The organism is Mycobacterium sp. MFM001 (genome assembly GCF_003402475.1).
Classification (GTDB): Bacteria; Actinomycetota; Actinomycetes; order Mycobacteriales; family Mycobacteriaceae; genus Mycobacterium.
Genome location: NZ_BFAB01000001.1, coordinates 62830 through 87813, shown reverse-complemented (window position 1 = coordinate 87813; position 24984 = coordinate 62830). Strand labels below are relative to the sequence as shown.

General features: G+C 68.3%; 22 protein-coding genes. 14 read left to right on the top strand and 8 right to left on the bottom strand.

From position 1 onward, the window contains the following. Positions 1–81: 81 nt before the first annotated feature. The 11 genes from eccA to eccE all read left to right on the top strand — a co-directional run bounded on the left by eccA (position 82) and on the right by eccE (position 14595). On the top strand, positions 82–1923 hold the full coding sequence (eccA, locus tag MFM001_RS00425; RefSeq protein WP_116372481.1) for a type VII secretion AAA-ATPase EccA: 1842 nt from the start codon (positions 82–84) through the stop codon (positions 1921–1923). Next, positions 1920–3485 (top strand): type VII secretion protein EccB, encoded by a 1566-nt coding sequence (eccB, locus tag MFM001_RS00420; RefSeq protein ID WP_116372479.1) that lies wholly within the window; start codon positions 1920–1922, stop codon positions 3483–3485. Before eccA ends, eccB begins: the two co-directional genes overlap by 4 nt. Then, a complete protein-coding gene (gene eccCa, locus MFM001_RS00415) occupies positions 3482–7450 on the top strand; it encodes a type VII secretion protein EccCa (RefSeq protein ID WP_116372477.1) in 3969 nt (1322 codons plus the stop codon). The genes eccB and eccCa overlap by 4 nt, the downstream gene beginning before the upstream one ends. Continuing rightward, a complete protein-coding gene (locus tag MFM001_RS00410; RefSeq protein ID WP_116372475.1) occupies positions 7447–7755 on the top strand; it encodes a PE family protein in 309 nt (102 codons plus the stop codon). Before eccCa ends, MFM001_RS00410 begins: the two co-directional genes overlap by 4 nt. A 2-nt stretch (positions 7756–7757) precedes the next feature. After that, entirely contained in the window at positions 7758–9197 is a 1440-nt protein-coding gene (locus MFM001_RS00405; RefSeq protein ID WP_116372473.1) for a PPE family protein, read from the top strand. A 52-nt stretch (positions 9198–9249) separates the two neighbouring features. Continuing rightward, entirely contained in the window at positions 9250–9543 is a 294-nt protein-coding gene (gene esxG, locus MFM001_RS00400; RefSeq protein ID WP_116372470.1) for a type VII secretion system protein EsxG, read from the top strand. 15 nt (positions 9544–9558) lie between these two features. Then, complete coding sequence (locus MFM001_RS00395; RefSeq protein ID WP_083130471.1) at positions 9559–9849, top strand: WXG100 family type VII secretion target; 291 nt, start codon at positions 9559–9561, stop codon at positions 9847–9849. Between the two features lie 16 nt (positions 9850–9865). Further along, the gene (locus MFM001_RS00390; protein ID WP_116372469.1) at positions 9866–10729 is read left to right on the top strand and encodes an ESX secretion-associated protein EspG; all 864 of its coding nucleotides are present in this window, start codon (positions 9866–9868) and stop codon (positions 10727–10729) included. 70 nt (positions 10730–10799) lie between these two features. Continuing rightward, positions 10800–12230 carry a type VII secretion integral membrane protein EccD gene (gene eccD, locus MFM001_RS00385; protein ID WP_116372467.1) on the top strand — a complete coding sequence of 477 codons (1431 nt, stop codon included), beginning with the start codon at positions 10800–10802 and terminating at the stop codon, positions 12228–12230. Further along, positions 12227–13612, top strand: a complete 1386-nt coding sequence (gene mycP / locus MFM001_RS00380) for a type VII secretion-associated serine protease mycosin (protein WP_116372465.1) — start codon at positions 12227–12229, stop codon at positions 13610–13612. The genes eccD and mycP overlap by 4 nt, the downstream gene beginning before the upstream one ends. Next, positions 13609–14595: a type VII secretion protein EccE gene (gene eccE / locus MFM001_RS00375; RefSeq protein ID WP_238158821.1), complete on the top strand. Its 987-nt coding sequence runs from the start codon at positions 13609–13611 to the stop codon at positions 14593–14595. The genes mycP and eccE overlap by 4 nt, the downstream gene beginning before the upstream one ends. Positions 14596–14679: 84 nt before the next feature. On the opposite strand, the gene MFM001_RS00370 is transcribed toward eccE, so the two are convergent. Continuing rightward, a complete protein-coding gene (locus MFM001_RS00370) occupies positions 14680–15573 on the bottom strand; it encodes an amidohydrolase family protein (protein ID WP_116373500.1) in 894 nt (297 codons plus the stop codon). Between the two features lie 69 nt (positions 15574–15642). Between MFM001_RS00370 and MFM001_RS00365 the strand changes: the two genes are divergently transcribed. Further along, the gene (locus MFM001_RS00365; RefSeq protein ID WP_116372463.1) at positions 15643–16413 is read left to right on the top strand and encodes a trans-aconitate 2-methyltransferase; all 771 of its coding nucleotides are present in this window, start codon (positions 15643–15645) and stop codon (positions 16411–16413) included. 8 nt (positions 16414–16421) lie between these two features. Here the strand turns inward: MFM001_RS00365 and MFM001_RS00360 are convergent, their stop codons facing one another. From MFM001_RS00360 to bluB, 3 genes are read right to left on the bottom strand one after another with little or no spacing between them, the layout of a single operon-like run. Next, complete coding sequence (locus MFM001_RS00360; RefSeq protein WP_116372461.1) at positions 16422–17225, bottom strand: Stf0 family sulfotransferase; 804 nt, start codon at positions 17223–17225, stop codon at positions 16422–16424. Next, complete coding sequence (locus MFM001_RS00355) at positions 17225–18604, bottom strand: sulfatase (protein ID WP_116373498.1); 1380 nt, start codon at positions 18602–18604, stop codon at positions 17225–17227. Before MFM001_RS00355 ends, MFM001_RS00360 begins: the two co-directional genes overlap by 1 nt. Beyond that, positions 18591–19265, bottom strand: coding sequence for a 5,6-dimethylbenzimidazole synthase (gene bluB / locus MFM001_RS00350; protein WP_116372459.1), 675 nt, complete (start codon positions 19263–19265; stop codon positions 18591–18593). The genes MFM001_RS00355 and bluB overlap by 14 nt, the downstream gene beginning before the upstream one ends. A gap of 100 nt (positions 19266–19365) precedes the next feature. On the opposite strand from bluB, the gene MFM001_RS00345 reads away from it, so the two are divergent. After that, positions 19366–19671: a hypothetical protein gene (locus tag MFM001_RS00345; RefSeq protein WP_116372457.1), complete on the top strand. Its 306-nt coding sequence runs from the start codon at positions 19366–19368 to the stop codon at positions 19669–19671. Here the strand turns inward: MFM001_RS00345 and MFM001_RS00340 are convergent. Genes MFM001_RS00340 through MFM001_RS00325 form a run of 4 tightly spaced genes read right to left on the bottom strand, consistent with a single transcriptional unit; the run spans position 19655 to position 23987 of the window. Next, positions 19655–20137, bottom strand: a complete 483-nt coding sequence (locus tag MFM001_RS00340) for a hypothetical protein (RefSeq protein WP_116372455.1) — start codon at positions 20135–20137, stop codon at positions 19655–19657. The genes MFM001_RS00345 and MFM001_RS00340 overlap by 17 nt on opposite strands. A 27-nt stretch (positions 20138–20164) precedes the next feature. Then, positions 20165–20986: a hypothetical protein gene (locus MFM001_RS24425; protein ID WP_160117980.1), complete on the bottom strand. Its 822-nt coding sequence runs from the start codon at positions 20984–20986 to the stop codon at positions 20165–20167. Then, positions 20983–21597, bottom strand: coding sequence for a hypothetical protein (locus MFM001_RS00330; RefSeq protein WP_116372453.1), 615 nt, complete (start codon positions 21595–21597; stop codon positions 20983–20985). The genes MFM001_RS24425 and MFM001_RS00330 overlap by 4 nt, the downstream gene beginning before the upstream one ends. A gap of 35 nt (positions 21598–21632) precedes the next feature. After that, positions 21633–23987 carry an ATP-binding cassette domain-containing protein gene (locus MFM001_RS00325; protein ID WP_192886833.1) on the bottom strand — a complete coding sequence of 785 codons (2355 nt, stop codon included), beginning with the start codon at positions 23985–23987 and terminating at the stop codon, positions 21633–21635. A 298-nt stretch (positions 23988–24285) separates the two neighbouring features. On the opposite strand from MFM001_RS00325, the gene MFM001_RS00320 reads away from it, so the two are divergent. Beyond that, entirely contained in the window at positions 24286–24942 is a 657-nt protein-coding gene (locus tag MFM001_RS00320) for a L,D-transpeptidase (protein ID WP_116372449.1), read from the top strand. The last annotated feature ends 42 nt before the right edge of the window (positions 24943–24984 follow it).

Below are 24984 nucleotides of genomic sequence, written 5' to 3'. Positions count from 1 at the left end.
TAGGGGCGTCTCGACACTTAGCTTATGCAATGCTAACTTCAGCGAAGTTAGGTAGCACTAACAACAGGAGGAGACGGGGGCGTGGATAGCGCTGACACCGGCACGCTCGCGACGCGGCCCGCAACTGCCCGGGTTGACGACGACGTCATCAGCCGATTCGCCACCTGCTGCCGGGCACTGGGGCTCCAGGTCTACGACCGCCGGCGCCCCGCCGACCTGGCCGCCGCCCGATCCGGCTTCACCGCACTGACCCGCATCGCCTACGACCAGTGCGACGCCTGGACAGGCCTGGCCGCTGCCGGTGACCTGTCAGCCCGTGTGCTGGAAGCGGTTTCGCGCACCGCGCCCACCGCCGGGATATTGCAGCGCCGCGTCGAACTGCCGCCGCGCGCCTTGGGCTTCTACTACGACACCGGCCTGTACCTACGCTTTCGCGCCACCGACCCCGACGATTTCCACCTCGCCTACGCGGCGGCCCTGGCCGCCGAGGGGCGCTACGCCGACGCACACAAGCTGGTCAGCGACATCACCGAGCGACGGCCGAGCTGGCGCGACGCCCGGTGGGTCACGGTGGCCATCCACTACCGCGCCGAGCGCTGGTCCGACGTCGTCAAACTGCTGACCCCTGTCGTCAACGATCCCGACCTCGACGAGACGTACGCGCACGCCGCCAAGATCACGCTGGGCATTGCGCTGGCCCGGCTGGGCATGTTCGCGCCGGCGTTGTCGTACCTGGAGGAACCCGACGGTCCGGTTGCCGTCGCCGCGGTCGACGGCGCGCTGGCCAAAGCCCTGGTGCTGCGTGCGCACGTCGACGAAGACTCCGCAAGCGAAGTCCTGCAGGACCTCTACGCGGCCAACCCGGAAAACGAGCAGATCGAGCACGCCCTGTCCGACACCAGCTTCGGGATCGTCACTACCACCGCGGCCCGGATCGAGGCGCGCACCGACCCGTGGGACCCAGAAACGGAGCCCAGCGCCGAGGACTTCATCGACCCCGAGTCCCGGGAGCGCAAGGCCGAGCTGCTCGCCGAGGCCGAACGCCAGCTCGCCGAATTCATCGGACTGGAACAGGTCAAAAACCAGGTGGCGCGGCTGAAGAGTTCGGTCGCAATGGAATTGGTGCGCAAGCAACGCGGGCTCACGGTCGCCCAGCGCACCCACCACCTGGTTTTCGCCGGACCGCCCGGTACCGGTAAGACCACCATCGCCCGCGTCGTCGCCAAAATCTATTGCGGGCTGGGCCTTTTGAAGAAAGAGAACATCAAAGAGGTGCACCGCGCAGATCTGATCGGCCAGCACATCGGCGAGACCGAAGCCAAGACCAACGCGATCATCGACAGCGCACTGGATGGCGTGCTGTTCCTCGACGAGGCCTACGCGCTGGTGGCCACCGGCGCCAAGAACGACTTCGGCCTGGTAGCCATCGACACCCTGCTGGCCCGGATGGAGAACGACCGCGACCGGTTGGTGGTCATCATCGCCGGATACCGCGCCGACCTGGACAAGTTCCTCGACACCAACGAAGGTCTGCGATCACGGTTCACCCGCAGCATCGACTTCCCGTCGTACAACCCGGGCGAACTCGTCGAGATCGCGCACAAGATGGCCGAGCAACGTGACAGCGCCTTCGAGAAGGCCGCGCTCGACGATCTGGAGAAACTGTTCGCGCATCTGGCCTCCTCGACGACTCCCGACTCCAACGGGGTGAACCGGCGCAGCCTCGACATCGCCGGTAACGGGCGGTTCGTCCGAAACATCGTGGAAAAGTCCGAGGAAGAAAGAGAATTCCGATTGGATCACTCGGAGCAGGCGGGAACCGGTGAGTTCACCGACGACGAACTGATCACGATCACCGCCGACGACGTCGCCAACTCGGTAGAGCCGCTGCTGCGTGGCCTCGGCCTGTCGGTGCCGGCATGACGGCCCGCGAGCCAGACGACGAACGGCGCTCGTTCTCGTCGCGCACCCCGGTCAACGACAACCCCGACAAGGTCGTCTACCGTCGCGGCTTCGTCACCCGCCACCAGGTGAGTGGATGGCGATTTGTCATGCGCCGCATCGCTTCTGGCGTGGCCCTGCACGACACCCGCATGCTCGTCGACCCGTTGCGCACCCAGACGCGCTCGGTGGTCATGGGCGTGCTGATCCTGGCCACCACCCTGGTGGGCTGCTTCGTGTTCTCGCTGATCCGGCCAAACGGGTCGCCGGCCAACAACCCGGTGCTGGCCGACCGGTCCAGCGCTGCGCTGTACGTGCGGGTCGGTGACCGGCTGCACCCCGTGCTCAACCTGACGTCGGCCCGGCTGATCGCCGGACGGCCGGTCAACCCCACCACCGTGAAAAGCAGTGCGCTGGACCAATTCCCGCGCGGCAACCTGATCGGTATCCCCGGTGCGCCGGAGCGGATGGTGCAAAACACCAACAAGGACGCCAACTGGACGGTGTGCGACGCCGTCAGCGGTCCGGACACCGGTGTCACGGTGATCGCCGGGACCCCGGACAGCAGCGGCGCCCGCGCGGCGACGCTGGCCGCCGGGCATGGCGTGCTCACCAAAAACGACGCAGGCACCTGGCTGTTGTGGGACGGCAGGCGCAGCAAGATCGACCTGGCCGACCGCGCGGTCACCGGCGCGCTGGGCTTCGGCACCGACGTGCCGGCGCCGCGGACGATAGCCGCCGGTCTGTTCAACGCGATTCCCGAAGCCCCGGCGCTGTCCGCCCCGGCCGTTCCCGACGCCGGCAGCCCGCCCCAGTTCCCCCTGCCGGTGGGGGCGCCGGTCGGCGCGGTCGTCGTCGCCTACGCCGCAGACAACTCCCCGCTGTACTACGCCGTGTTACCCGATGGGCTGCAGCCGATTTCGGCGGTCCTTGCCGCGATGCTGCGCAACGCCAACTCCTACGGTTTGGACCAGCCGCCGCGGCTGAGCGCCGACCAAGTTGCCAAGCTGCCGGTGTCGCGGGCGCTGGACACTGCCCGCTATCCCGATCAGCGGATCAGCCTGGTCGACGCCGCCCGTGATCCGGTCACGTGCGCGCACTGGAGCAAGCCGGAGGGTGCCGCCACCAACTCGCTGACGCTGTTGTCCGGCTCGGCGCTGCCGGTGCCCGAGGCGGTGCACACCGAGGACCTGGTCAGTGCCGGCGCGGGCGGGACCGCCACGCGTGTCGCGCTGGCCCCCGGCACCGGCTACTTCGCCCAGAGCGTCGGCCACGGTCCGGAGTCGCCGGCCGCGGGGTCGCTGTTCTGGATCTCCGACACCGGTGTGCGCTACGGCATCGACACCGAAGCCGGTTCCACCGGTCACTCCAAAACCGTTGAAGCTCTTGGCCTCAACCCGCCCCCGACTCCGATCCCGTGGTCGATGCTGTCGCTGTTCGCGCCTGGACCGACGCTGTCGCGCGCCGATGCGCTGCTCGCCCACGACGGCCTGGCGCCCGACAAGCGGCCCGGTCGCACGACCTCAGCTGAGGAGACCCGATGAGCCGTCTGATCTTCGAGGCCCGCCGCCGGGTGCCGCGGCCGGCGAGCCGCAAGGGAGCCATCAACATCGAGGCGCCCCCGGAACTGCCGCGGGCGATTCCGCCGTCGCTGCTGCGACGCGCGCTGCCCATCGTGATCGTCATCCTGATCGTCGGGATGATCGTCGCGATGGTCGCCACCGGGATGCGGGTGATCTCCCCGCAGACCTTGTTCTTCCCGTTCGTGTTGTTGCTGGCCGCCACAGCGCTGTACCGCGGCACCGACAACAAGATGCGCACCGAGGAAGTCGACGCCGAGCGCGCCGACTACCTGCGCTACCTGTCGGTGGTCCGGGACAACGTCCGCGCCCAGGCCGCCGAGCAACGCGCGGCCGCCGAATGGTCGCATCCCGACCCCGCCGAACTGGTCGCCATACCCGGATCCCGGCGCCAATGGGAGCGCGACCCGGCCGACGACGACTTCCTGGTGGTGCGGGCCGGACTGCATTCGGCACCGCTGGCCACCGCGCTGCGCGTCAACGACACCGCGGACGAGATCGACCTGGAGCCGGTGTCGCACAGCGCTTTACGCAGCCTGCTGGACACCCAGCGCACGGTGCGCGACGTGCCGGCCGGCATCGATTTGACCAAGGTTTCGCGGATCACCGTGCTCGGCGACACCGACGACGTGCGGGGCGCGTTGCGCGCCTGGATCGCCCAGGCGGTGACCTGGCACGACCCGACGGTGCTCGGCGTCGCGCTGGCCACGCCCGACCTGGAGTCGCCGGACTGGTCGTGGCTGAAATGGCTTCCGCACGTGGACATTCCGGGTCAGGTGGACGGCGTCGGGCCGGCGCGCTACCTGTCGACCAACATCGACGAGCTGGCCGCACAGCTGGGTCCGGCGCTTGCCGACCGGCCGGCCTTCACCGGTGGTCCGGCCGACGCGCTGCGGCACCTGCTGGTCGTCGTCGACGACCCCGACTACGACGTCAACGCGTCGACGCTGGCGGCCGGATGGGCCGGAGTCACCGTCATCCACCGTTCGGCCACCCCGCCGCACCGCGAGCAGTATTCGGATCCCGAACGGCCGATTCTGCGTGTCGCCCACGGTGTTATCGATCGGTGGCAGACCGGCGGATGGCAGCGCTACGTCGACACCGCCGACACCTTCGGCGCGGACGAGGCCGCGCATCTGGCGCGGCGGCTGTCCCGCTGGGATTCCAACCCCACCCACAGCGGGCTGCAGTCGGCGGCCACCCGCGGCGCCACTTTCACGACACTGCTGGGGATTCCGGATGCGTCGCGTCTTGACGTGCCGACATTGTGGGCGCCGCGGCGCCGCGAGGACGAGTTGCGGGTCCCGATCGGCGTCACCGCGACCGGCGAGCCGCTGATCTTCGACCTCAAGGACGAAGCCGAGGGCGGCATGGGTCCGCACGGCCTGATGATCGGTATGACCGGTTCCGGCAAGTCGCAGACGTTGATGTCGATTCTGTTGTCGCTGTTGACAACTCACCCCGCCGACCGGCTGATCGTGATCTACGCCGACTTCAAGGGTGAGGCCGGCGCGGACAGCTTCCGGCATTTCCCGCAGGTCGTCGCGGTGATCTCGAACATGGCCGAGAAGAAGTCACTGGCCGACCGGTTCGCCGACACGCTGCGCGGTGAGGTGGCGCGCCGCGAGGTGTTGCTGCGGGAGGCAGGCCGTCGCGTGCAGGGCAGCGCGTTCAACTCGGTCACCGAGTACGAGAACGCGATTGCGGCGGGTCACGACCTGGCGCCGATCCCGACGTTGTTCGTGGTTGCCGACGAGTTCACCCTGATGCTGGCCGACCACCCCGAATACGCGGAGCTGTTCGACTACGTCGCCCGTAAAGGCCGTTCGTTCCGCATCCACATTCTGTTCGCGTCGCAGACCCTGGACATCGGCAAGATCAAGGACATCGACAAGAACACCTCCTACCGGATCGGTTTGAAGGTGGCCAGCCCGGCGGTGTCGCGGCAGATCATCGGTGTGGAGGACGCCTACCACATCGAATCGGGCAAGGAGCACAAGGGTGTGGGGTTCTTGGTGCCTGCACCGGGTGCGGCGCCGATCAAGTTCCGCAGCACCTACGTCGACGGCATCTACGATCCGCCGCAGGCGGCGAAAACGCTTGTGGTGCATTCTGCTCCGGAGCCCAAGCTGTTCAGCGCCGGGCGCGTCGAGCCGGATCAGGACACGGTGATCACCGGCGTCGACGAGGAGGAGCCGGCCGGCCCGCCGCGCAAGCTGATCGCCACCATCGGCGACCAGTTGGCCCGGTACGGGCCGCGCGCACCGGAGCTGTGGCTGCCGCCGCTCGACGAGCCGATTCCGCTCAGGTCGGTGCTGAGCCGCTCCGCGATACCGCAGGGACAATGGCGCTGGCCCCTCGGCGAGATCGACAAGCCGTTCGAGATGCGCCGCGACCCGCTGGTGTTCGACGCGCGCTCGGCGGCCGGAAACATGGTTATCCACGGCGGCGCCAAGTCGGGCAAATCGACTGCGCTGCAGACCTTTATCCTCTCGGCCGCCAACCTGCATGCGCCCGGTGAAGTGAGCTTCTACTGCCTGGACTACGGCGGCGGGCAGCTGCGGGCGCTGGAGGACTTGGCCCACGTCGGCAGTGTGGCGTCGCCTCTGGAGCCCGAGCGCATCCGTCGTACCTTCGGCGAGCTCGAGCAGCTGCTGCGCATCCGTCAGCAGCGGGAGGTGTTCCGGCATCGGCAGGATTCGGGGCTCGACGACGGGTTCGGCGAAGTGTTCCTGGTCATCGACAACCTCTATGCCTTCAGCCGGGACAACACCGACCAGTTCAACACCCGTAACCCCTTGCTGTCCAAGGTGACTGAGCTGGTCAACGTCGGTCTTGCCTACGGCATCCACGTGATCGTCACCACGCCGAGCTGGCTGGAGGTGCCGCTGGCCATGCGCGACGGTCTCGGGCTGCGCCTGGAACTCAAGCTGCACGACTCCCGCGACAGCAATGTCCGGGTGGTCGGGGCGCTGCGCCGCCCGGCCGAGTCGGTGCCGGCGGACCAGCCGGGCCGCGGGCTGACGATGGCGGCCGAACACTTCTTGTTCGCGGCTCCCGAGTCGGATCAGGTGGCCACCGTCAACGCCCGCTACCCGGGCGCCGCGGCGCCGGCGGTGCGGCTGCTGCCGAAAAACCTTGCGCCCACCGAAGTTGGCGCCGTGTATCGGGGCCCGGACCGCGTGGTCATCGGGCAGCGCGAAGAGGACTTGGCCGCAGTCGAAGTCAACTTCGCCGAGAACCCGCTGCTGATGGCGTTCGGTGACACCAAGTCGGGTAAGACCACGCTGCTGCGCCACATCATCCGCACCGTTCGTGACCACTCGACCTCTGAGCAGGTCGCTTTCACGGTGCTGGACCGCCGGCTGCATCTGGTCGACGAGCCGCTGTTCCCTGACAACGAGTACACCACCAACATCGACCGCGTCATCCCGGCGATGCAGGGACTGTCGGCTCTCATCGAAAAGCGACGCCCGCCGGCGGGTTTGGCGCCGCACGAGTTGGCCGGCTGGAGATACCGCGGCCACACCCACTACCTGATCATCGACGACGTCGACCAGATCCCGGATACGCCGGCCATGAGCGGCCCGTTCATCGGGCAGCGGCCGTGGACCAGCCTGATCGGGCTGCTGGCGGAGGCCGGCGACCTGGGCCTGCGGGTGATCATCACCGCGCGCGCCAGTGGGTCCGCGCACGCGTTGATGACCAGCCCGCTGCTGCGCCGGTTCAACGACCTGCAGGCGACCACGTTGATGCTGTCCGGCAATCCGGCCGACGGCGGCAAGCTCCGTGGTCAGCGATTCGAGCGGTTGCCCGCCGGGCGAGCAATCCTGCTGGGCGACAGCGATAGTCCCACATATGTGCAGTTGGTCAACCCCCTGGTCGACGAGGGAGTGACCGTTGACGGTCGAAAGGAGTATTTGCAATGACGCTGCAAGTTGTTCCCGAGGGTCTGGCCGCCACCAGTGCCGCGGTGGAGGCGATCACCGCCAAGCTGGCGGCTGCCCACGCGAGTGCGGCTCCCGTGATCAGCGCGGTGATACCGTCTGCGGCCGACCCGGTTTCGCTGCAAACCGCTGCCGGCTTCAGCGCCCAGGGCAGCGAGCACGCGACGGTAGCCGCCCAAGGCGTCGAGGAACTGGGCCGGGCCGGTGTGGGCGTCGGAGAGTCCGGTGTCAGCTACGCCACCGGTGACGCGGCTGCGGCCTCGACCTACCTGGTTGCCGGCGGCTGACTATGACCGCGCCGGTGTGGATGGCTTCGCCGCCGGAGGTGCATTCGACGCTGCTCAGCAGTGGTCCTGGGCCCGGGTCGCTGCTGGCGGCCGCGGCGGCATGGACCTCGCTCAGTACCGAATACGCTTCCGCTGCAGGTGAACTCACCACGCTGTTGGGCGCGGTGCAGGCCGGGTCGTGGGAAGGCCCGACGGCCGAGCAGTATGTTGCCGCCCACCTGCCATACCTGGCCTGGTTGACGCAGGCCAGCGCGAACAGCGCCGGGGTGGCCGCCCAGCACGAGGTCGCCGCGGCGGCTTACACCACCGCGCTGGCCGCGATGCCCACATTGCCCGAGCTGGCCGCCAACCACGCGATCCACGGGATCCTGGTAGCGACGAATTTCTTTGGCATCAACACGATTCCGATCGCGCTCAACGAGGCGGACTATGTCCGGATGTGGGTCCAGGCCGCTACCACGATGGCCACCTATCACGCGGTGTCGGGCACCGCGCTGGCCTCCGCGCCGCGTACCACGCCGGCGCCGATGGTGGTGAAATCGAACAGCGTCACGCAGGCCGCCAACCAGGCACCGTCGGGGTCGGACTTCTTCACCCAGATGTGGAACCAACTGATGCAGCTGTTCCAGAATCCCGGCCAGCTGCTTCAAACACTGCTGACCAATCCCGCCGCCTGGGTGACCTATTTTCCGCTGCTGTTCTTCATCGGTTACCAGGTGTTCTGGAACCTCGTCGGCTGGCCGACGTGGGCGATGATCCTCAGTGCCCCGTTCGTCCTTCCGCTCGCCATCGGTCTCGGCGTCAGCGCACTGATGACCACCGACGCCCCGGCGGCACCGGACCTCGTGCCGGCGGTGGTCGGGGCACCTGCCGCGGCCGGCACCGCCCCGTCGAGCGCCTTGCCGGTTGCCGCTTTGGCCCCCGGTGTTCCCGCCTCGGTCGCACCTGGATCCGCGCCGGCCACGGGCACCGCTGCAGCGGGCGCGGCACCTGCCGCCGCGCCGGCGGCACCCGCCTTCGCCTACGCGGTAGGCGGTATCTACCCCGATGGCGGACCGGGTCCGACCCTGCGCGACCGCGAGGGCACCAAGGCGCCGGCCGCGCACGTTCCGGCCGCGGCCGCGGTAGGGGTGTCGAGTCGCGAGAAGGCACGCGCACGGCGGCGCCGCCGAGCGGCATTGCACGACTACGCCGACGAATTCGCCGACATGGACACCGATTTCGACCCCGGCGCCGAGCCGGAGACCATGACCTCCGGGAACGGTGCCGGACGGTTGGGATTCGCCGGCACGGTGGGCAAAGAAACGACCGCCGCAGCATCGGGGTTGGCGACGCTCGCCGGTGACGAATACGGCGGCGGTCCGACGATGCCGATGGTTCCCGGCACCTGGGAATCGGAGTCAGCTAGCCACACCAACGGCAAAGGGGGAGAACACAACTGAGACCGCAGGTGTTTCGCAATGAGTGGTAGTCGGTGAGGAAAGGATGTGAGAAATGAGTATGTTGGATGCCCATATTCCGCAGTTGGTGGCGTCGCAGTCGGCGTTTGCGGCTAAGGCGGGGTTGATGCGCTCGACGATCGGTCAGGCCGAGCAGGAGGCGGTCTCGGCGCAGGCGTTTCATGTCGGGGAGTCTGCGGCGGCGTTTCAGGCCGCCCATGCCCGGTTTGTGGAGGTGGCGGCGAAGGTGAATGCGCTGCTGGATATTGCGCAGGCCAATTTGGGTGATGCGGCGGGCACCTATGTGGCCTCTGATGCCGCGGCAGCCAGCACGTACACCGGGTTCTGAGAGGGGTTAACGCAGATGTCGCAGATTATGTACAACTACCCGGCGATGCTGGCCCATGCCGGGGACATGGCTTCTTATGCGGCGACGATGCAGGGGTTGGGGGCCGATATCGCCAGTGAGCAGGCGGCGTTGTCGGCGGCGTGGCAGGGCGATACCGGGATGACGTATCAGGCGTGGCAGGCGCAGTGGAATCAGGCGATGGCCGATCTGGTGCGCGCGTATCACGCGATGGCCGGCACGCACGAGACCAACACGGTGTCGATGCTGGCCCGCGACCAGGCCGAAGCCGCCAAATGGGGCGGCTAACCGGAGCGAAGGTTAGATGGGCAACGAGCCTAACGCCGTCGAGCTGACGGTCGAGCAGGCGTGGTTCATCGCCGAAACCGTTGGAGCGGGCACCTTCCCGTGGGTTTTGGCGATCACCACGCCTTACACCGACGCCGGCGAACGGGGCGCATTCGTCGAGCGGCAGAGTAGCGAACTGGTCCAGATGGGTCTGCTCTCCGCCGACGGCGTGGTCAACCCGGCGGTGGCCGATTGGATCCGGGTGGTGTGTTTCCCGGAGCGGTGGCTGGACCTGCGCTACGTGGGACCCGCCAACGACTCCGGGCCCGGGGAGATGCTGCGCGGCATCATTGCGCGGCGCGGCGACAAAACCGTTGTCGCGCTGCGCAACGCGCAGCTGGTGACGTTCACGTCGATGGAAATCGACGACGCGCGGGCGCTGGTACCCGTGCTCGGAGTCGGGTTGGCGCACCGACCGCCGGCCCGCTTCGACGAGTTCAGCATGCCCGCCCGGGTGGGCGCCAGGGCCGACGAGCGGCTGCGCAACGGCGAGCCGCTCACCGAAGTTCTTGAATACCTGGGCATCCCGGAGTCGGCGCGGCCGGTGGTGGAGTCGGTGTTCACCGGTCCGCGCAGCTATGTCGAGATCGTCGCCGGCTGCCACCACGACGGCCGGCACGCCACCAGCGAAGTCGGGATGAGCATTGTCGACACCACGGCGGGCCGGGTGCTGGTCAGCCCGTCGCGCGCTTTCGACGGTGAGTGGGTCTCGACGTTTCGCCCGGGCGCACCGTTCGCGATCGCCATGGCGGTCGAACAACTGACCGCAACCCTGCCCGACGGTCAATGGTTCCCGGGTAAGCGGTTGTCCAGAGACTTCAGCGTGCCCACCCCCCATTAGCCAAGCGGATTAACACGTTTCACGAAAGAGAAAGAGAATCCATGTCCCACCAAATCCTGAGGACCCGCTGATGTCCAGCGCCGTGATGCCGATCGTCCGGGTCGCCATCCTCGCCGACAGCAGGCTGACCGAGATGGCCCTGCCGGCCGAGCTGCCGCTGCGCGAAATCCTGCCCGCGGTCCAGCGTTTGGTGGTTCCCACCGGTCTGGACGGTGAGGCCGACGTCACTGACGGCGAGCCTGCCGCGGACACGCCCACCCCCGCGCGGCTCAGCCTCGCCCCGATCGGCGGCGCGCCGTTCAGCCTGGACGCCAGCCTGGACACCGTCGGCGTCGTGGACGGTGACCTGCTGGCGCTGCAACCGGTACCGCCCGGCCCGGCTGCCCCCGGCATCGTCGAGGACATCGCCGATGCCGCGGTGATCTTCTCCGCCTCGCGGCTCAAGCCGTGGGGCATCGCGCACATTCAGCGCGGCGCGCTGGCCGCAGTTGTCGGGTTGGTCGTCGCCGCAACGGGTTTGGCGGTGGCTCACCACGCGGTGACCGGCGCGCCCGCCGGTTTGATCGCGGCCGGTGTGATCGCGGTGCTCACCGCGATCGCCGGACTGGCGGCACGGTCGGCGTCGGCCAGCACGGCGTTGTCCGCGGTCGCGTTGGTGCCGACCGCGGCGGCGTTGACATTGGCGGTACCCGGCTCCTTCGGACCGGCGCAGGTGATGCTGGCGGCCGCGGGTGTTGCGGCGTGGTCGCTGATCAGCATCATCCTTCCCCGCCGCGAACGCGAGCACGCCACCGGATTCTTCACCGCCACAGCAGTTCTCGGGGTCGGTGTTTTGCTGGCTGCCGGCGCGGCGTCGCTGTGGCAGCTGCCGATGCTCACTCTGGGCTGCCTGCTGATCGTGGTGGCGCTGTTCGTCACCATCGAGGCCGCCCAACTGTCTGCGCTGTGGGCACGGTTCCCGCTGCCGGTCATCCCGGCGCCCGGCGACCCCACCCCGTCGGCTCCGTCGACGCGGGTGCTCGAGGACCTGCCGCGCCGGGTTCGCATCAGCGACGCGCATCAGACCGGCTTCATCGCGGGTGCGGTACTGCTCAGCGTGCTGGGCTCGGTGGCCATCGCGTTACGGCCGGAGACGCTCGCGGTGTGGGGCTGGTACGTGGTCGCGGCAACCGCGGCGGCGGCCGCGCTGCGGGCCCGGGTGTGGGATTCGGCGGCCTGCAAGGCATGGCTGCTGGCGCAGCCGTATCTGCTGACCGTGGCGCTGCTCGTGCTCTACACGGCGACGGGTCGCTACGTCGCCGCGCTGTGCGCGGTGCTCGTACTGGCGGCACTGGTGCTGGCGTGGGTGGTGGTCGCGCTGAATCCGCCGATCGCCGAGCCGGAGACCTATTCGCTGCCGCTGCGCCGGGTGGTGGGCTTCGTCGCGTCGGGCATCGATGCGTCGCTGATCCCCGTCATGGCCTATCTGGTCGGGTTGTTCAGCTGGGTGCTCAATCGATGATCCGTGCCGGATTCGCTTGTGCCGCCGCGGTTCTGGTTGCGGCGGTATGGTCCTGCCCACCGGCCGCGGCGATCACTCCGCCGGTGGTCGACCCCGGCGCCCAGCCGCCGAACGGGGCACCCGGGCCGGTGCAGCCGATGGAGCAACGCGGCGAGTGCAGCACCTCCGGCGTCATCCCCGGCACCGATCCCGGCGTCGCCACCCCCAATCAGCAGTTGATGGATCTGCCTGCGGCGTGGCGGATTTCGCGCGGCGACGGCCAACTGGTGGCCGTCCTCGACACCGGGGTGCGGCCGGGGCCTCGGCTGCCCGCCGTCGAAGCCGGTGGCGATTATCTGGAATCAAGCGACGGCCTCACCGACTGCGACGGGCACGGCACGCTGGTTGCCGGGATCATCGCCGGCCAGCCCGGTGACGACGGCTTCGCCGGGGTCGCGCCCGGGGCGCGGCTGCTGTCGTTGCGCACCTCATCGGCGAAGTTCTCGCCGCGCATGCCGGGCGGCGACCCGACAATCGCGCAAGTGACCTTCGACGTCACGGCGTTGGGCCGGGCCATCGTGCACGCCGCCGACCTCGGTGCGCGGGTGATCAACATCTCGGCGGTCACCTGCCTGCCCACCGACCGCAGCGTCGACCAGGGGGCACTCGGTGCGGCGATCCGGTACGCGGCCGTCGACAAGGACGCGGTGATCGTGGCGGCCGCCGGCAACAGTGGGCCGACCGGCTCGATGACCGGCGGCACCGCATGCGAATCCAACCCGCTCACCGACATGAGCCGGCCCGACGACCCCCGCAACTGGGCGGGTGTCACGTCGGTGTCGATCCCGTCGTGGTGGCAGCCCTACGTGCTCTCGGTGGCTTCGCTGGCGCCGGACGGCCAGCCGTCCAAATTCACCATGGCCGGCCCGTGGGTCGGCATCGCGGCGCCGGGCCAGAACATCGTGTCGGTGAGCAACCGCGACGACGGCGGCCTCGCCAACGGGCTGCCCAACCAGCGTCAGCAACTGATGCCGTTGAGCGGCACCAGTTATGCGGCCGGGTATGTGGCCGGGGTGGCGGCCCTGGTCCGCAGCAAGTATCCCGAGTTGACCGCCGAGCAGGTGATGCACCGGCTGACCGCAACCGCGCACAACGGGGCGCGCGCGCCGTCCAATGTGGTCGGCGCCGGCAGCGTGGACGCGGTCGCGGCCCTGACATGGGAGCTGCCCGCCGGCACCAAATCCGATGCGGCACCGGCGAAACCGCTCGCGGCGCCGCCGGAACCGGCACCGAAGAATTACACCCCGCTGATCGTCGCAGGAATCGGAACCGCGGCGTTCGCACTGGCCGTCGTGGGCGCTGCCGCCATCGCGGCACGCCGTCGAAAGGAGCTCAGCTCGTGAGGCAGTCACTGACCGGGCGGATCAGCCTGGTGTTACTGGCCGTGGTGGCCGCAGTCATGGCCTACCCGTGGCATACCCCGCGGGAGCGCTGGGTCGTGGGCATCGCGATCGCCGCGGTGGTGATACTGCTGGCCTGGTGGCGCGGACTGTTTTTCACGACGATGCTGCGCCGCCGACTGGCGATGCTGCGCCGCAACCACATGCGCGGCCGGCCCCGGCAGTCCGGCGTCGACGTGCGGACTACCGCGTTGCTGCGCATCGTCAACCCGCCCGACGGCGAACCCGACCTGCTGCCGCTGCCGTTGATTGCGCGATACCTGGACCGCTACGGCATCCGGGCCGACGCGGTCCGTGTCACCAGCCGGGAGACCGGGGACGACAACGGTGTGCCGCAGCGGGACACCTGGATTGGGCTGACCCTGTCGGCCGCCGACAACCTCGTGGCGCTGCGGGCCCGCTCGTCGGGCATTCCGTTGCACAAGACCGCGGAGGTCGCGGTGCGCCGGCTCGCCGACCACCTCCGCGAGACCGGCTGGGCGGCCAGCCCGGTGGAACCCGACGACGTCCCAACGCTGTTCGCGCGGCCCGCCCGGGAAACCTGGCGCGGCATGCGGGAGGCAAGCGGCGATTACGTTGCCGCATATCGGGTCAAGGCCGACGAGACGCTGCTCGACACGCTCGCGGTGATCAGGTCGTATCCGGCCCGCGAAACATGGACCGCGCTGGAAATCTCCGGAGCGGCGGGCGACCAGACTCTGGCGGTTGCGTGCGCGTTCCGCACCAATGCCCATCCTGCCGGCGGCGCACCGATATCCGGGCTGACGCCGCAAGCCGGTAACCACCGGCCGTCGCTGGTGGCATTGGACCCGACGTCCACCGACAGGCTCGACGGGCACGCCGATTTGCCCGACGGTCTCCTCGGCCAGCTGCGCTGGCCCAGTACGGTCGCGCGGCAGTCGCGGCCGCGGCACGCGGCCGTCTAACGTGAAATGGCGTCGAGTGTGCGGTTTCGTACGCGACGCGCCGCTGCGGGCGTATAGAACCGCACACTCGACGGAAAACCAAACTCAAGGTTCGCGTCTTGCGAACAACTCAGCCGCATTCTCGTAGAACACGGCGCGCAACCAGTTGTCGTCGATACCGGGCAATTCGGTGAGCCAGCGCATCGCGTCGGAGTAGCGGTAGGGAATGTTGGGAAAGTCGCTGCCGAACAGGATGCGGTCGGCAAAGTCCCGCAGCCGGGGCAGCTGGGACGACGGGAACGGCATTTGTTCCTCGACGAAAGGGGTGAAGGCCATCGTGGTGTCCAACCGCACGTCGGCCGACCTCTCGCAGATGTCCAGAAATTCGGCGTATTCCGGCATTCCCATGTGCGCGACGATCAACCGCAGCCGCGGATAGCGGCGCAGCAGGCGACGGATCGGCTCCGGTCCGGTGTATTCGCCCGGTACCGGCCCGGACCCACAGTGAATGACGACCGGTAGGCCGGCGTCCTCGAGGAGTCCCCAAACCCGGTCGAGCAGTGGGTCGTTCGGCTCGTACCGGCCAACTTGAATGTGTGCCTTGAAGACTTGGATACCGTCGCGGATCGCGGCCTCGACGTAGTCGCCGGCGCCGGGTTCGGGGTAAAAGGTCGCGGTGGCAAGGCAATCCGGTGTGGATTGGGCGAACTGGGCGGCCCACTGGTTGAGCCAGGCCGCCATCTGCGGCTTGTGGGGATAGACCAGTGCGGTGAAGCCGCGCACCCCGAATTGCCGCAGCATCTCGACCCGACGGGTTTCGTCGGCCCGGTAGGTGATGGGCCAGTGCCGGCCGACCATCGGACCGGCCGAGTCGAAGTAGTTCCACACCTTGTCCATCACCGATTTCGGCATGAAATGGGTGTGTACGTCGACAATTCCGGGCAAGCCCAAGGCGGACCAGATGCGTCGGACACTGGCGGCGTCGTCTTCGTCAGTCATCTCCACCTCGACTCGTCTACGTTGTGTCTATATCAGTCGGCACACGGGCCGTTGATCGGGAGGACACACATGTGGGATCCGGACGTCTACCTGGCCTTTGCGGATCAGCGCGCCCGCCCTTTCTATGACCTGCTGTCATGGGTGGGCGCCGAGCGTCCGCGCCGTGTCGTCGACCTGGGCTGCGGGCCGGGCAACCTGACACTGCAGCTGGCCCGGCGCTGGCCGGACGCGGCGATCGAGGCGCTGGACAACTCACCGGAGATGGTCGCCGCCGCCCGGGAGCGGGGCGTCGACGCCTCGGTCACCGATCTTCGCAACTGGACGCCGCAGCGCGACACCGACGTGGTGCTCAGCAACGCCGTCCTGCAGTGGGTGCCCGAGCATCCGGACCTGATGGTCCGCTGGGCGGGGCAACTGGCCGCCGGGTCGTGGATCGCCGCCCAGATGCCCGGCAACTTCGAGACCCCGTCGCACGCCGCGGTGCGCGCGTTGGCCCGCCGCGAGCCGTACGCAAAGGCGTTGCGGGACGTGCCGTTTCGGGTCGGCGCGGTGGTCCACGCGCCGACCTATTACGCCGAGCTGCTGATGGACGCCGGCTGCAGCGTGGATGCCTGGGAGACCACCTACCTGCATCAGCTGCGCGGCGAGCATCCGGTGTTGGACTGGATCAGCGGCACCGCGCTGTTGCCGGTGCGTGAGCGGCTCAGCGACGCCGACTGGGAGCGGTTCCGCGCCGACCTGATTCCACTGCTCGCCGACGCTTATCCGACCCGGCCCGACGGCACCACGTTCTTCCCGTTCCGGCGGGTGTTCGTCGTCGCTCAGGTCGGCAGCAAGTAACGCAGCGGCTATTGCGGCAGGCCCAGTTCCTCGGCCTCGGCGCGGTAGCGGTCCACCCACTCGTCTGACCGCTGATCGGCCTGGCGCTCTAGCACCGGCTCGGGCGCCAGGCGCGGATCGAGCCCGAGCGACTCGAGCACCGAGGCGACGATCGTGGTCAGGTTGCGCCACAGCACCGGGTAGGCGACGTCGATCGGGGTGATCTGCTCCTCGGCGAACCAGTTGCGCCAGCCGGCCTCCTGCTCCCGCAGGATCGTGACGATGTGGGCGATCGCCCCGGCGTGGTAGACCGCCCGGGAATCCCGTTCCGGGTCGGGCCGGCCCCGCCAGACCCGGGTTTGCACCGCCCGCCAAAACGACACCGCCTGCGAGACGACGTCCGGTCGGTACACGTGCACGAAAACCGGGTCGCTGCCGATGACGTCGCGGATCGCGGCGCGCAGGCCATCCCCGGTGCGGTCGGGCAGCCCCGCAGCCCGCTCCTGCAGCAGCGACGTCTGGTTCCACATCAGCTTGCCGCCCCACACCCCGTTCGGTGTGCGGCCGGAACTGCGGATGTGCTCACGCCATGCCACTGCGGACGCGGTGTCCGGTGTGCCCGGCTCCAGCGGATCGAGCAGCCGCAGAATCGTGGGGTCCTCGACTCCGGCGAACCATTCCCGCGGCTGTGGGGCCATGCCGGTGCTGGGCAGGTACTGGAAGAACTCCTGCGGCTCGCCGGCACATCCGGTCGCGCGCAGCGATTCCACCAGCAGCGTGCTGCCGCTGCGTTGCGAGGCGAGCACCAGATACGACGTCGGCACTGAGGACATCACTTCTTCACCTCGTCTTCGATGCCGCGGTCGGCGGCGATCGCCGACCGGCTGGTCGGCACCTTGGCATGGATCCGCAGATAGGTTTCGGTGTAGCGGGCCGCGATTCGGCTACCCGCGAAGTCCGACGGGATGACGTCGCCGGTCTGCTGACGCCACTCATGCAGCAGCACAGCCAGATCCGCGGCGATCGCATCGGCGTGACCGGTGTCGTCGCTGCCCAGCAGATTGTTGGTCTCGGACGGATCCTTGCGTAGGTCGTAGAGTTCGCGTCCGGGTCGCGGGGCGGTGACCAATGGTGCGACGGCGTGCCCGGACGGGCTTTCCTCGATGTCCCACGGCAGCTCCAGCAGAGGCCGGTGAGCGTAGTTCTCGATGTAGCTGTATTCCTTTGTGCGAATGGCCCGTATCGGGTCGAACGAGTCGTGATAGGTCTTGCCGGTGTAGACGTGTTCGCGGACCGGGGTGGTGTCGTCCGGCGTCAGCAGCGCCTTGGCGTGGGAGATGCCTTCGATGTCGTCGGGCTCGTCGAGGCCGAGCAGACCCAGCAGTGTGGGCACCAGGTCAACGCCGGAAAACATCTCGTCGTAAACCCTTGGCGCCAAACCCATTCGGGTTGGCGGTCGTATGATCATGGCGATGCCGGTGCCGGCGTCGTACAACGTGGACTTCGCGCGAGGAAACGCCGGGCCGTGGTCGGTGAAGAACACCACCCAGGTGTTGGCGTCGAGACCGGTGGCGGCCAACGTGTCCAGGATCCGGCCGACCGCGGCGTCGGCGGTTTTGATCGAGCCGTAGAAGTCGGCCATGTCCTGGCGGACTTCGCCGGTGTCGGGCAGATAGTCGGGGAGCGCGACGGCGGTTGCGTCGGCCGGTTCGTAGCGGTCCCGCGGATAGGGCCGGTGAGTTTCGAAGAAGCCGGCCGTCAAGAAAAACGGCCGGCTCCGGTCACGCTCACGCAGCCACTGCTCGGTCCGCTCCACCACGTACTCGCAGTAGGAGTTCGACACGTCGAATTCGTCGAAACCCAGCCGAGACGGATACGACGTCTCATGCTGCATGCCGAAAAGCACTGAGTGCCAACCGGCTTCGGAAAGAATGTCCGGCAGGGTACGCACCCCGGAGCGGTACTCCCAGCCGTGATGGGCCAGGCCGACCAGCCCGTTGCTCTGCGGGTAGCGGCCGGTGAACAGCGATCCGCGCGACGGCGAACACAGCGGAGCGGTGGCATGCGCCCGGGTGAACAGGATGCCCTCGTCGGCCAGCCGGTCCAGCCGGGGACTCGAGACATCGGTGTGGCCGTAGACGCCCAGATAACGACCAAGGTCGTGCCAATGCACGACCAATACGTTGTCGGCTGTTTCGTCACTGTCGCTGATCGCCGTCACCTCCCCAGCTGTTCTCGGACACGAACTCGGCCAGCGGCCGGGCAAACGCCCAGCCGTCCAATTCAAGCGCCGGCCGGTCCGGAAAATCGGGTACCGGGCCCAGACACAGTATGGCCACCGGCTCGGCGTCAGCAGGCATGCCCAGCAGCCCCGCCAGCCGCTGCGGGTCGAACAGCGACACCCAGCCCATCCCCAACCCTTCGGATCGCGCTGCCAGCCAAAGGTTTTGGATTGCACACGACACCGACGCCAGATCCATCTGCGGCAGGGTTCGCCGCCCGAAGACGTGGGCGTCTCGGCCGTCGCACAAAGCCACCACCAGCAGTTCGGCGCAGTCAAGGATGCCCTCGACCTTCAGCGCCAGAAATTCCTGTTCGCGCCGGCCCAGCGCGTGAGCGGTGAGCAGCCGCTCCTCGTCGACCAGGGCGTGGATGCGTCGTCGCAGTGAGTCGTCGGTAATGCGGATGAACCGCCACGGCTGCATCAGCCCGACACTGGGCGCGGCGTGCGCGGCCTGCAGTAGGCGCGCCAGCACATCCTCGGGGACGGCGCTGTCCGGCACGAAGCGGCGCATGTCGCGCCGCTCGCAGATCACGCGATAGACGGTCTGCCGCTCGAGCGGGCTGAACGCGTGATCATTCACAGGGGCCATCGTAGAAACCCGCCGACCGGTGAGAAGACGCAGACTCGCACGATCGGCGGCTCAACAGTGCGATTCTGTGTCTGCTGGGCGTCGGGAGAGGAGTCCCACGATGAAGTTTCCTGAGTCGCTCGATCAATTACCAACCAACGGCGCCGGCAGGCGTGTGTACGGCGAGCCGTACAGCACCGCCGACGGCGCCACCGTCATCCCGGTAGCCAAGGTCCGCGGTTCCACCGCCACCCCGCTGGGGGTGTTCGTCGTCCGCGGGGACAGGGCTTCCTGGGTGGCGGCCGTCGACGCCAACCTAATCGGGCTGATCGGCGTGATCACCGGCCTGCTCGCCGCGGTGATCGGCTGCCTGGCCGTGCTGCGCCGCCCGCCGTGGCCGGACCTGTCGGCTACGGCCGGTACGTGACGCCGACCGCGCGGAACACGTATTCCGGCGGCACGTCGAACGTCAGCGACCGGCGCGGCAAACCGGCGAGCACATCTCCGGGAATGGCGGTCTTGTAGTGCAGCGACAGATGCCCGTCGAACGCCGGGTCGACCTGCCCGACGTCGAGTTCGACCTCTAGGCCCGTGGAGGCGATCCGCGCGGTCGCCGGCCCGGTCTGCGGCGCGTCCCAGCGCACGTCGACGGTGGGGCCGGCCAGCTTCGGCAGCGACGACAGTGTTGCCAGGACGCGCTCCGCGGTGAACGCCACGGACCCGACGTAGCTTGCGACACTGTGCGACGAGCGCAGCCCAGGGATGGTGCCGCTGAACCGCCGGGTCACCGCGACGTAGTCAGCGAGGAAGATCACTCCTTCGGCTTCGATCTCTGCGCGCACGTCGGCGGGCAGCTTGCCGATACCGAACAGCCTTCGGACAAAGACCGCCATGCGCCCAGTATGACCACGCCGCCGGGGCTAGCGCTCGTCGCCCGTGATCGGCTTGCCCGCCACTCGCTTGGTCACTTCGGGCAGCGGCGTGGTGATGCGTCCTTGCACCGGAGCGCCGTTGCGCACTGTGGGAACGACGACGCGCTTGGTATCGGGCTTCAGGTCGTTGGGCGCGCCGCGCGCACCGGGCATGGCGGCCGGAGGCATCATCGGTACGGCGCCCGTGCCGCTTCTCGGAGCCGACGGTTCCGACGGGACCGGCGCGACGGGCACAGTCGGCGACGACGCCGGGAACGTCCCGGCCGACGGGGCCGGCGGCGGGCCGAGCACCGCCGTCGGCACGGTGGCGCCGAATCCGCTACTGTCCAAACCGCCACCGCCGCTGGGTAATTCGTTCAGACCGTCGAACACTTCCTCGGGTGCGATATCGCTGTCCATGGCGGCGTTGCCCTGCAGGCCGCTCATGCCCATCTGCATGGCCTGCTGGGCGGCCTGCTGCGGGGCCTGGCTCAGCGGCTGCAACACGCCGCCGAGCGCCCCGGCGACTGCGCCCGCGAGGCCGGACGCCAGCTGCGGTAACGCGGCCAGCTGCGACGCGGAATCCTGTTCATTGGCAGGGAATTTGGCCGCAGCGTCGGTGGCTTTGAGGTCGCGCTCCTCCTGGCCGGCCTGCGCGTCGGCGAAATCGGACGGGACACCGAGGTTGGCCGCCGTGCCCAGCGTTGCCAGCAGGTTGTCGACGATCGAGCCGGGGTCGGGGATGCCGGTCGGGGGGATCGGTGGCGGGGGTGTATTCGCCGCGGCGGCAGCGGCGTAACCCGTGGGTGAGGCGCGCAGCTCAGGGGTCATGTCGGCTCGCGCAACAGCGCGGTCAGCTGATCGCGGCTCACCGCCGGCCGCGTGAATATGGTCTCGATCCCATGCGCCGCGGCGAACTGGCGAGCAGATTGGTCGATGCCCTCGGCGTCGAGCACCTTTTGGACTGCGTCGAGGATGTCCTGGCTGTACATCGCGGCTTTGGCGCTGGCCCGGCTCTGGCAGTCCAGCACCACGCCGACGAGACCGTCGAGCTTGGCGGCGCCAGAATCCTTACCGCCCTCGATGTGCCGGATCCGACTGTCGCCGTCCTCGGCGATATTGCTGAGCTCCGCGCGGAGTTCACGGACCGCGTTGTGCGCGGAATCGAAGGCTGCCCTTTTGATGTCGTTTTTCTCGGCAACACTGCGGGCATGGTCCTCGCCGCGCCGGAACGCGTCGTGGACGTCGTCGGCGGTGACGCCAGCCTGGTCGGCCAGGAGCCCAAACCACGCCTGGCACAGCCTTTCTCGCAGTTCATGGTAGGCGGCTGCGACGTTGCCGCAGTCGGCCGACGCATCGACCAGAAGCGCCATGTTCGACCCCGACGGCCACACGTGACCGACCAGGATCTGCGAATACCGGCCGGGCGGCAAGTCCGACATTGGCCGATGGTATCGCCGCTGCGCGAAACCGGTATTCAGCTTTTGGCGCTGTGCACACGCAGCCGCAGCCGGAACCGCACGAACAAGGTGGCAACGATTCCGAGCAGCGCCAGCATTCCGACGTCGAGCGCCCAGTAGTGGGGCGAATGCGTCCAGAATCGGTCGGCAGGCACCAGCGGCTCGATGGTGTGGAGATCGACCGTCGACGCCGAGGCGGCGAAACCCCACCGCGCCGGCAGCAGCCACGACGCCTGGTCCAGGCCCATGCGGCCGGTCACCGGAATCAACCCGCCGGCCATCACCATCGACACCATGATCGCCACCACCAGCATCGGCAGCACTTGCTCGGTGGAGCGCGCCAGCGACGACAACGCCAGGCCCACCATCGCCGAGACGATCGCCATCAGCGCCAGCGTCACGTACAACTCGGTGACCGCGTGCACCGGGCCATGGCCCAACACCACCGCGCCACGGGTCGGCATGCCTTTGCCGACGGCCATGATCGCGGTGACGATCGCGGTCTGCACCACCGCCGCGACGCTGAACACGACGACCTTGGCGGCCAGATACGCCGTCGCCGAAAGGCCCACTGCCCGTTCGCGCTGAAAGATCAGCCGCTCGCCGACCAGGTCGCGAATGGTCAGCGCGGTCCCCATGAACACCGCGGCGATATTGAGCAGGATCAGGATCGAGTTGGGTTCGTCCGAATCCGGTGGCGCATGGCCGAACCCGGTGCTGCCGGGCACCGCCAGCGACAATGTGCCCAACACGAACGGCAGCAACGCCAGGAACGCGAAGTAGCCGCGATCGGCGGCGATGAGCCGGGTCTGCCGGCGCGCCAGCGTGAAAACCTGTCGCCGCCGACGAGTGCGTGGCGCAGTCCCCAGCGGCGCCGCGCCGGGTGTCGGCGGTCGCCGCGGGGCGGCGGGATGCCGTGCCAGGAAGGCCTGGTGGACGCCGTCGGGGTCGGTGCTGACCCGGGCGAAGATGTCGGCCCAGTCGGTGCTGCCCATCGCCGGCCCGATTTCGGCGGGCGGGTCGGCGAACGCGGTCTTGCCGCCGGGCGCCAGCAGCAGGATCTGGTCGCACATGTTGACGTAGGTGAGTGAGTGGGTGACCACGATCACCACTCGGCCGGCGTCGGCGAGGCGGCGCAGCATCGTCATCACCTGCCGGTCGAGCGCCGGGTCCAGCCCCGAGGTCGGCTCGTCGAGAATGAGCAGCGACGGGCCGGTCAGCAGTTCCATCGCCACCGACGCGCGCTTGCGCTGGCCGCCGGAAAGCTTGTCAACACGGGTCTTTCGGTGCGGGGTCAGGTCCAACTCGTCGAGGACTCGTTTGACCACCTGACGGCGGTCTTCGGCCGAGGTGTCCGGTGGCAGCCGCAGTTCGGCGGCATATCCCAGTGCCTGTTCGACGGTGAGCTGGCGGTGCACCACGTCGTCTTGGGGGACCATTCCGATACGGGAACGCATCGACGCGTACTCGGCATGCACGTCGTGCCCGTCGAATGTGACCACGCCGGCGGTGGGCTGGGTCGTACCGCCGATCAGCTTGACCAGGGTGGATTTGCCCGCGCCCGATGGCCCGATCACCGCGGTCAGGGTCCCGGGCCGCGCGGTGAACGACACGTCGGTCAACAACTGGTGACCGTCAATGGTCAGCGCCAGGCCCTGGGTGGTGAGTCCGCTGCTGCGCGCCTGCGCGGTTCTCGGCACCAGGGTGTGACCCGTCGACACCAGGTCGGTGTTGCCGACGGTGACAACGTCGCCGTCGCGCAGCAGCGTGCAGGTGATCGGCGTGCCGTTGACGAATGTGCCGTTGCTGCTGTGGTTGTCGCGGATCTCGAGGCCGGCCGGGGTGGACACCAGCACCGCGTGCACCCGGGATGCCAACGCGTCGTTGACCACGATGTTGTTCGTCTTCGCGCGGCCGATGGTCGCCGAACCCGCCGGTGCGGATTCCGTTCGCGGCGCTCGCCGCAGCCGCGTGGTGCGCTCCCTGAAAACCGGTTCGCTGGTCCGGGTTTGGGGTCCGGTGCGTCGTAGTGGAGGCCGTGTCGGCGTGGGCAGGCTGCGTAGCGTGCGGGGGTTGCGGGGTTCGGGCGGCGCGGTGGACGTGGCGACGCGGAATGTCAGCCGCGGTCCATGCGGGCTGCCGAGTGTGATGTGCTGACCGTCGCGGATACGGATCAGCGGGGCGCGTACGCCGTCGACGTACACCCCGTTCTGGCTTTTGTCGACGACGACCCACCGCCCGTCGTCGAACCGCAGAATCGCGTGAATGCGCGAAATCAGCGTCAGGTCGGCCGGGTTGCCGTCGTGCAGACAGATGTCGCAGTCACGATCGCGGCCGACGATGACGTCGCGTTCGGCGGGAAAGGTGTACATCGCCGAGCCCAGCCAGACCGTCAGCGGCAGCTCGTTCGGCCCGCTCACCACGGCGAGCCGGGTCGTGTTGCCTCCGTCAGACTGCGTCATCTCGTGCTCTCATAAACCTCGCGATCAATGTGCTGTGAAGACGACGCTGTCAACGTTTGTCATTGCTGGACAAGGACATCGGTTGCCGATCATATAGACGAAAGCTGGGATCGGCGGGACGCGACGGCTGTGTCGCGGCCGGGCAGTGACCGGATCGAGGCTAAACCTTTACTTGACGCTGAGATTGTTCGGCGTTGACGATGAAACGATGCGCCGACTACTGGGCTCGCTTTGCGCTGCGCTGTGCGCAACCTGCGTGATGGTGGCCGGCGCACCCCCGGGCGCTGCGGTCGGTACGCCGTGGTTCGCGCCGTCCGTCGGCAACGCCACCCAAGTGGTTTCCGTTGTGGGAGTAGGCGGTTCGAACGCCAAGATGGACGTCTACCAGCGCACCGCCACCGGTTGGCAGCCCATCGGTGTCGGGATCCCGACTCACGTCGGGTCGGCGGGTTTGGCGCCCAAGGCCAAGAGCGGTTACCCCGCCACACCGATGGGGGTCTATTCACTGGACTCCGCGTTCGGCACTGCACCGAATCCCGGTGGTGGACTGCCGTACACGCAGGTCGGCCCGAACCATTGGTGGAACGGCGACGACCACAGCCCGACCTTCAACACCATGCAGGTCTGTCAGAAAGCGCAGTGCCCGTTCGACACGAACGCCAGCGAGAATCTCGAGATCCCGCAGTACAAACACGCGGTGGTGATGGGCGTCAACAAGGCCAAGGTCCCCGGCGACGGCGCCGCGTTCTTCTTCCACACCACCGACGGCGGACCGACCGCGGGATGCGTGGCGATCGACGACAACACGCTGGTGCAGATCATCCGATGGTTGCGACCCGGCGCGCTGATCGCGATCACGAAGTAGGTGCTTCGCCCCCGACTGTGAATTGTGCGGCAGGCTTTCGGC

Coding starts and splice junctions, on each gene's coding strand:
- eccB (WP_116372479.1), top strand. CDS start 1,920: ATGACGGCCCGCGAGCCAGACGACGAACGGCGCTCGTTCTCGTCGCGC.
- eccCa (WP_116372477.1), top strand. CDS start 3,482: ATGAGCCGTCTGATCTTCGAGGCCCGCCGCCGGGTGCCGCGGCCGGCG.
- MFM001_RS00410 (WP_116372475.1), top strand. CDS start 7,447: ATGACGCTGCAAGTTGTTCCCGAGGGTCTGGCCGCCACCAGTGCCGCG.
- MFM001_RS00405 (WP_116372473.1), top strand. CDS start 7,758: ATGACCGCGCCGGTGTGGATGGCTTCGCCGCCGGAGGTGCATTCGACG.
- esxG (WP_116372470.1), top strand. CDS start 9,250: ATGAGTATGTTGGATGCCCATATTCCGCAGTTGGTGGCGTCGCAGTCG.
- MFM001_RS00395 (WP_083130471.1), top strand. CDS start 9,559: ATGTCGCAGATTATGTACAACTACCCGGCGATGCTGGCCCATGCCGGG.
- MFM001_RS00390 (WP_116372469.1), top strand. CDS start 9,866: ATGGGCAACGAGCCTAACGCCGTCGAGCTGACGGTCGAGCAGGCGTGG.
- eccD (WP_116372467.1), top strand. CDS start 10,800: ATGTCCAGCGCCGTGATGCCGATCGTCCGGGTCGCCATCCTCGCCGAC.
- mycP (WP_116372465.1), top strand. CDS start 12,227: ATGATCCGTGCCGGATTCGCTTGTGCCGCCGCGGTTCTGGTTGCGGCG.
- MFM001_RS00370 (WP_116373500.1), bottom strand. CDS start 15,573: ATGACTGACGAAGACGACGCCGCCAGTGTCCGACGCATCTGGTCCGCC.
- MFM001_RS00365 (WP_116372463.1), top strand. CDS start 15,643: ATGTGGGATCCGGACGTCTACCTGGCCTTTGCGGATCAGCGCGCCCGC.
- MFM001_RS00360 (WP_116372461.1), bottom strand. CDS start 17,225: ATGTCCTCAGTGCCGACGTCGTATCTGGTGCTCGCCTCGCAACGCAGC.
- bluB (WP_116372459.1), bottom strand. CDS start 19,265: ATGGCCCCTGTGAATGATCACGCGTTCAGCCCGCTCGAGCGGCAGACC.
- MFM001_RS00345 (WP_116372457.1), top strand. CDS start 19,366: ATGAAGTTTCCTGAGTCGCTCGATCAATTACCAACCAACGGCGCCGGC.
- MFM001_RS00340 (WP_116372455.1), bottom strand. CDS start 20,137: ATGGCGGTCTTTGTCCGAAGGCTGTTCGGTATCGGCAAGCTGCCCGCC.
- MFM001_RS24425 (WP_160117980.1), bottom strand. CDS start 20,986: ATGACCCCTGAGCTGCGCGCCTCACCCACGGGTTACGCCGCTGCCGCC.
- MFM001_RS00330 (WP_116372453.1), bottom strand. CDS start 21,597: ATGTCGGACTTGCCGCCCGGCCGGTATTCGCAGATCCTGGTCGGTCAC.
- MFM001_RS00325 (WP_192886833.1), bottom strand. CDS start 23,987: ATGTACACCTTTCCCGCCGAACGCGACGTCATCGTCGGCCGCGATCGT.
- MFM001_RS00320 (WP_116372449.1), top strand. CDS start 24,286: ATGCGCCGACTACTGGGCTCGCTTTGCGCTGCGCTGTGCGCAACCTGC.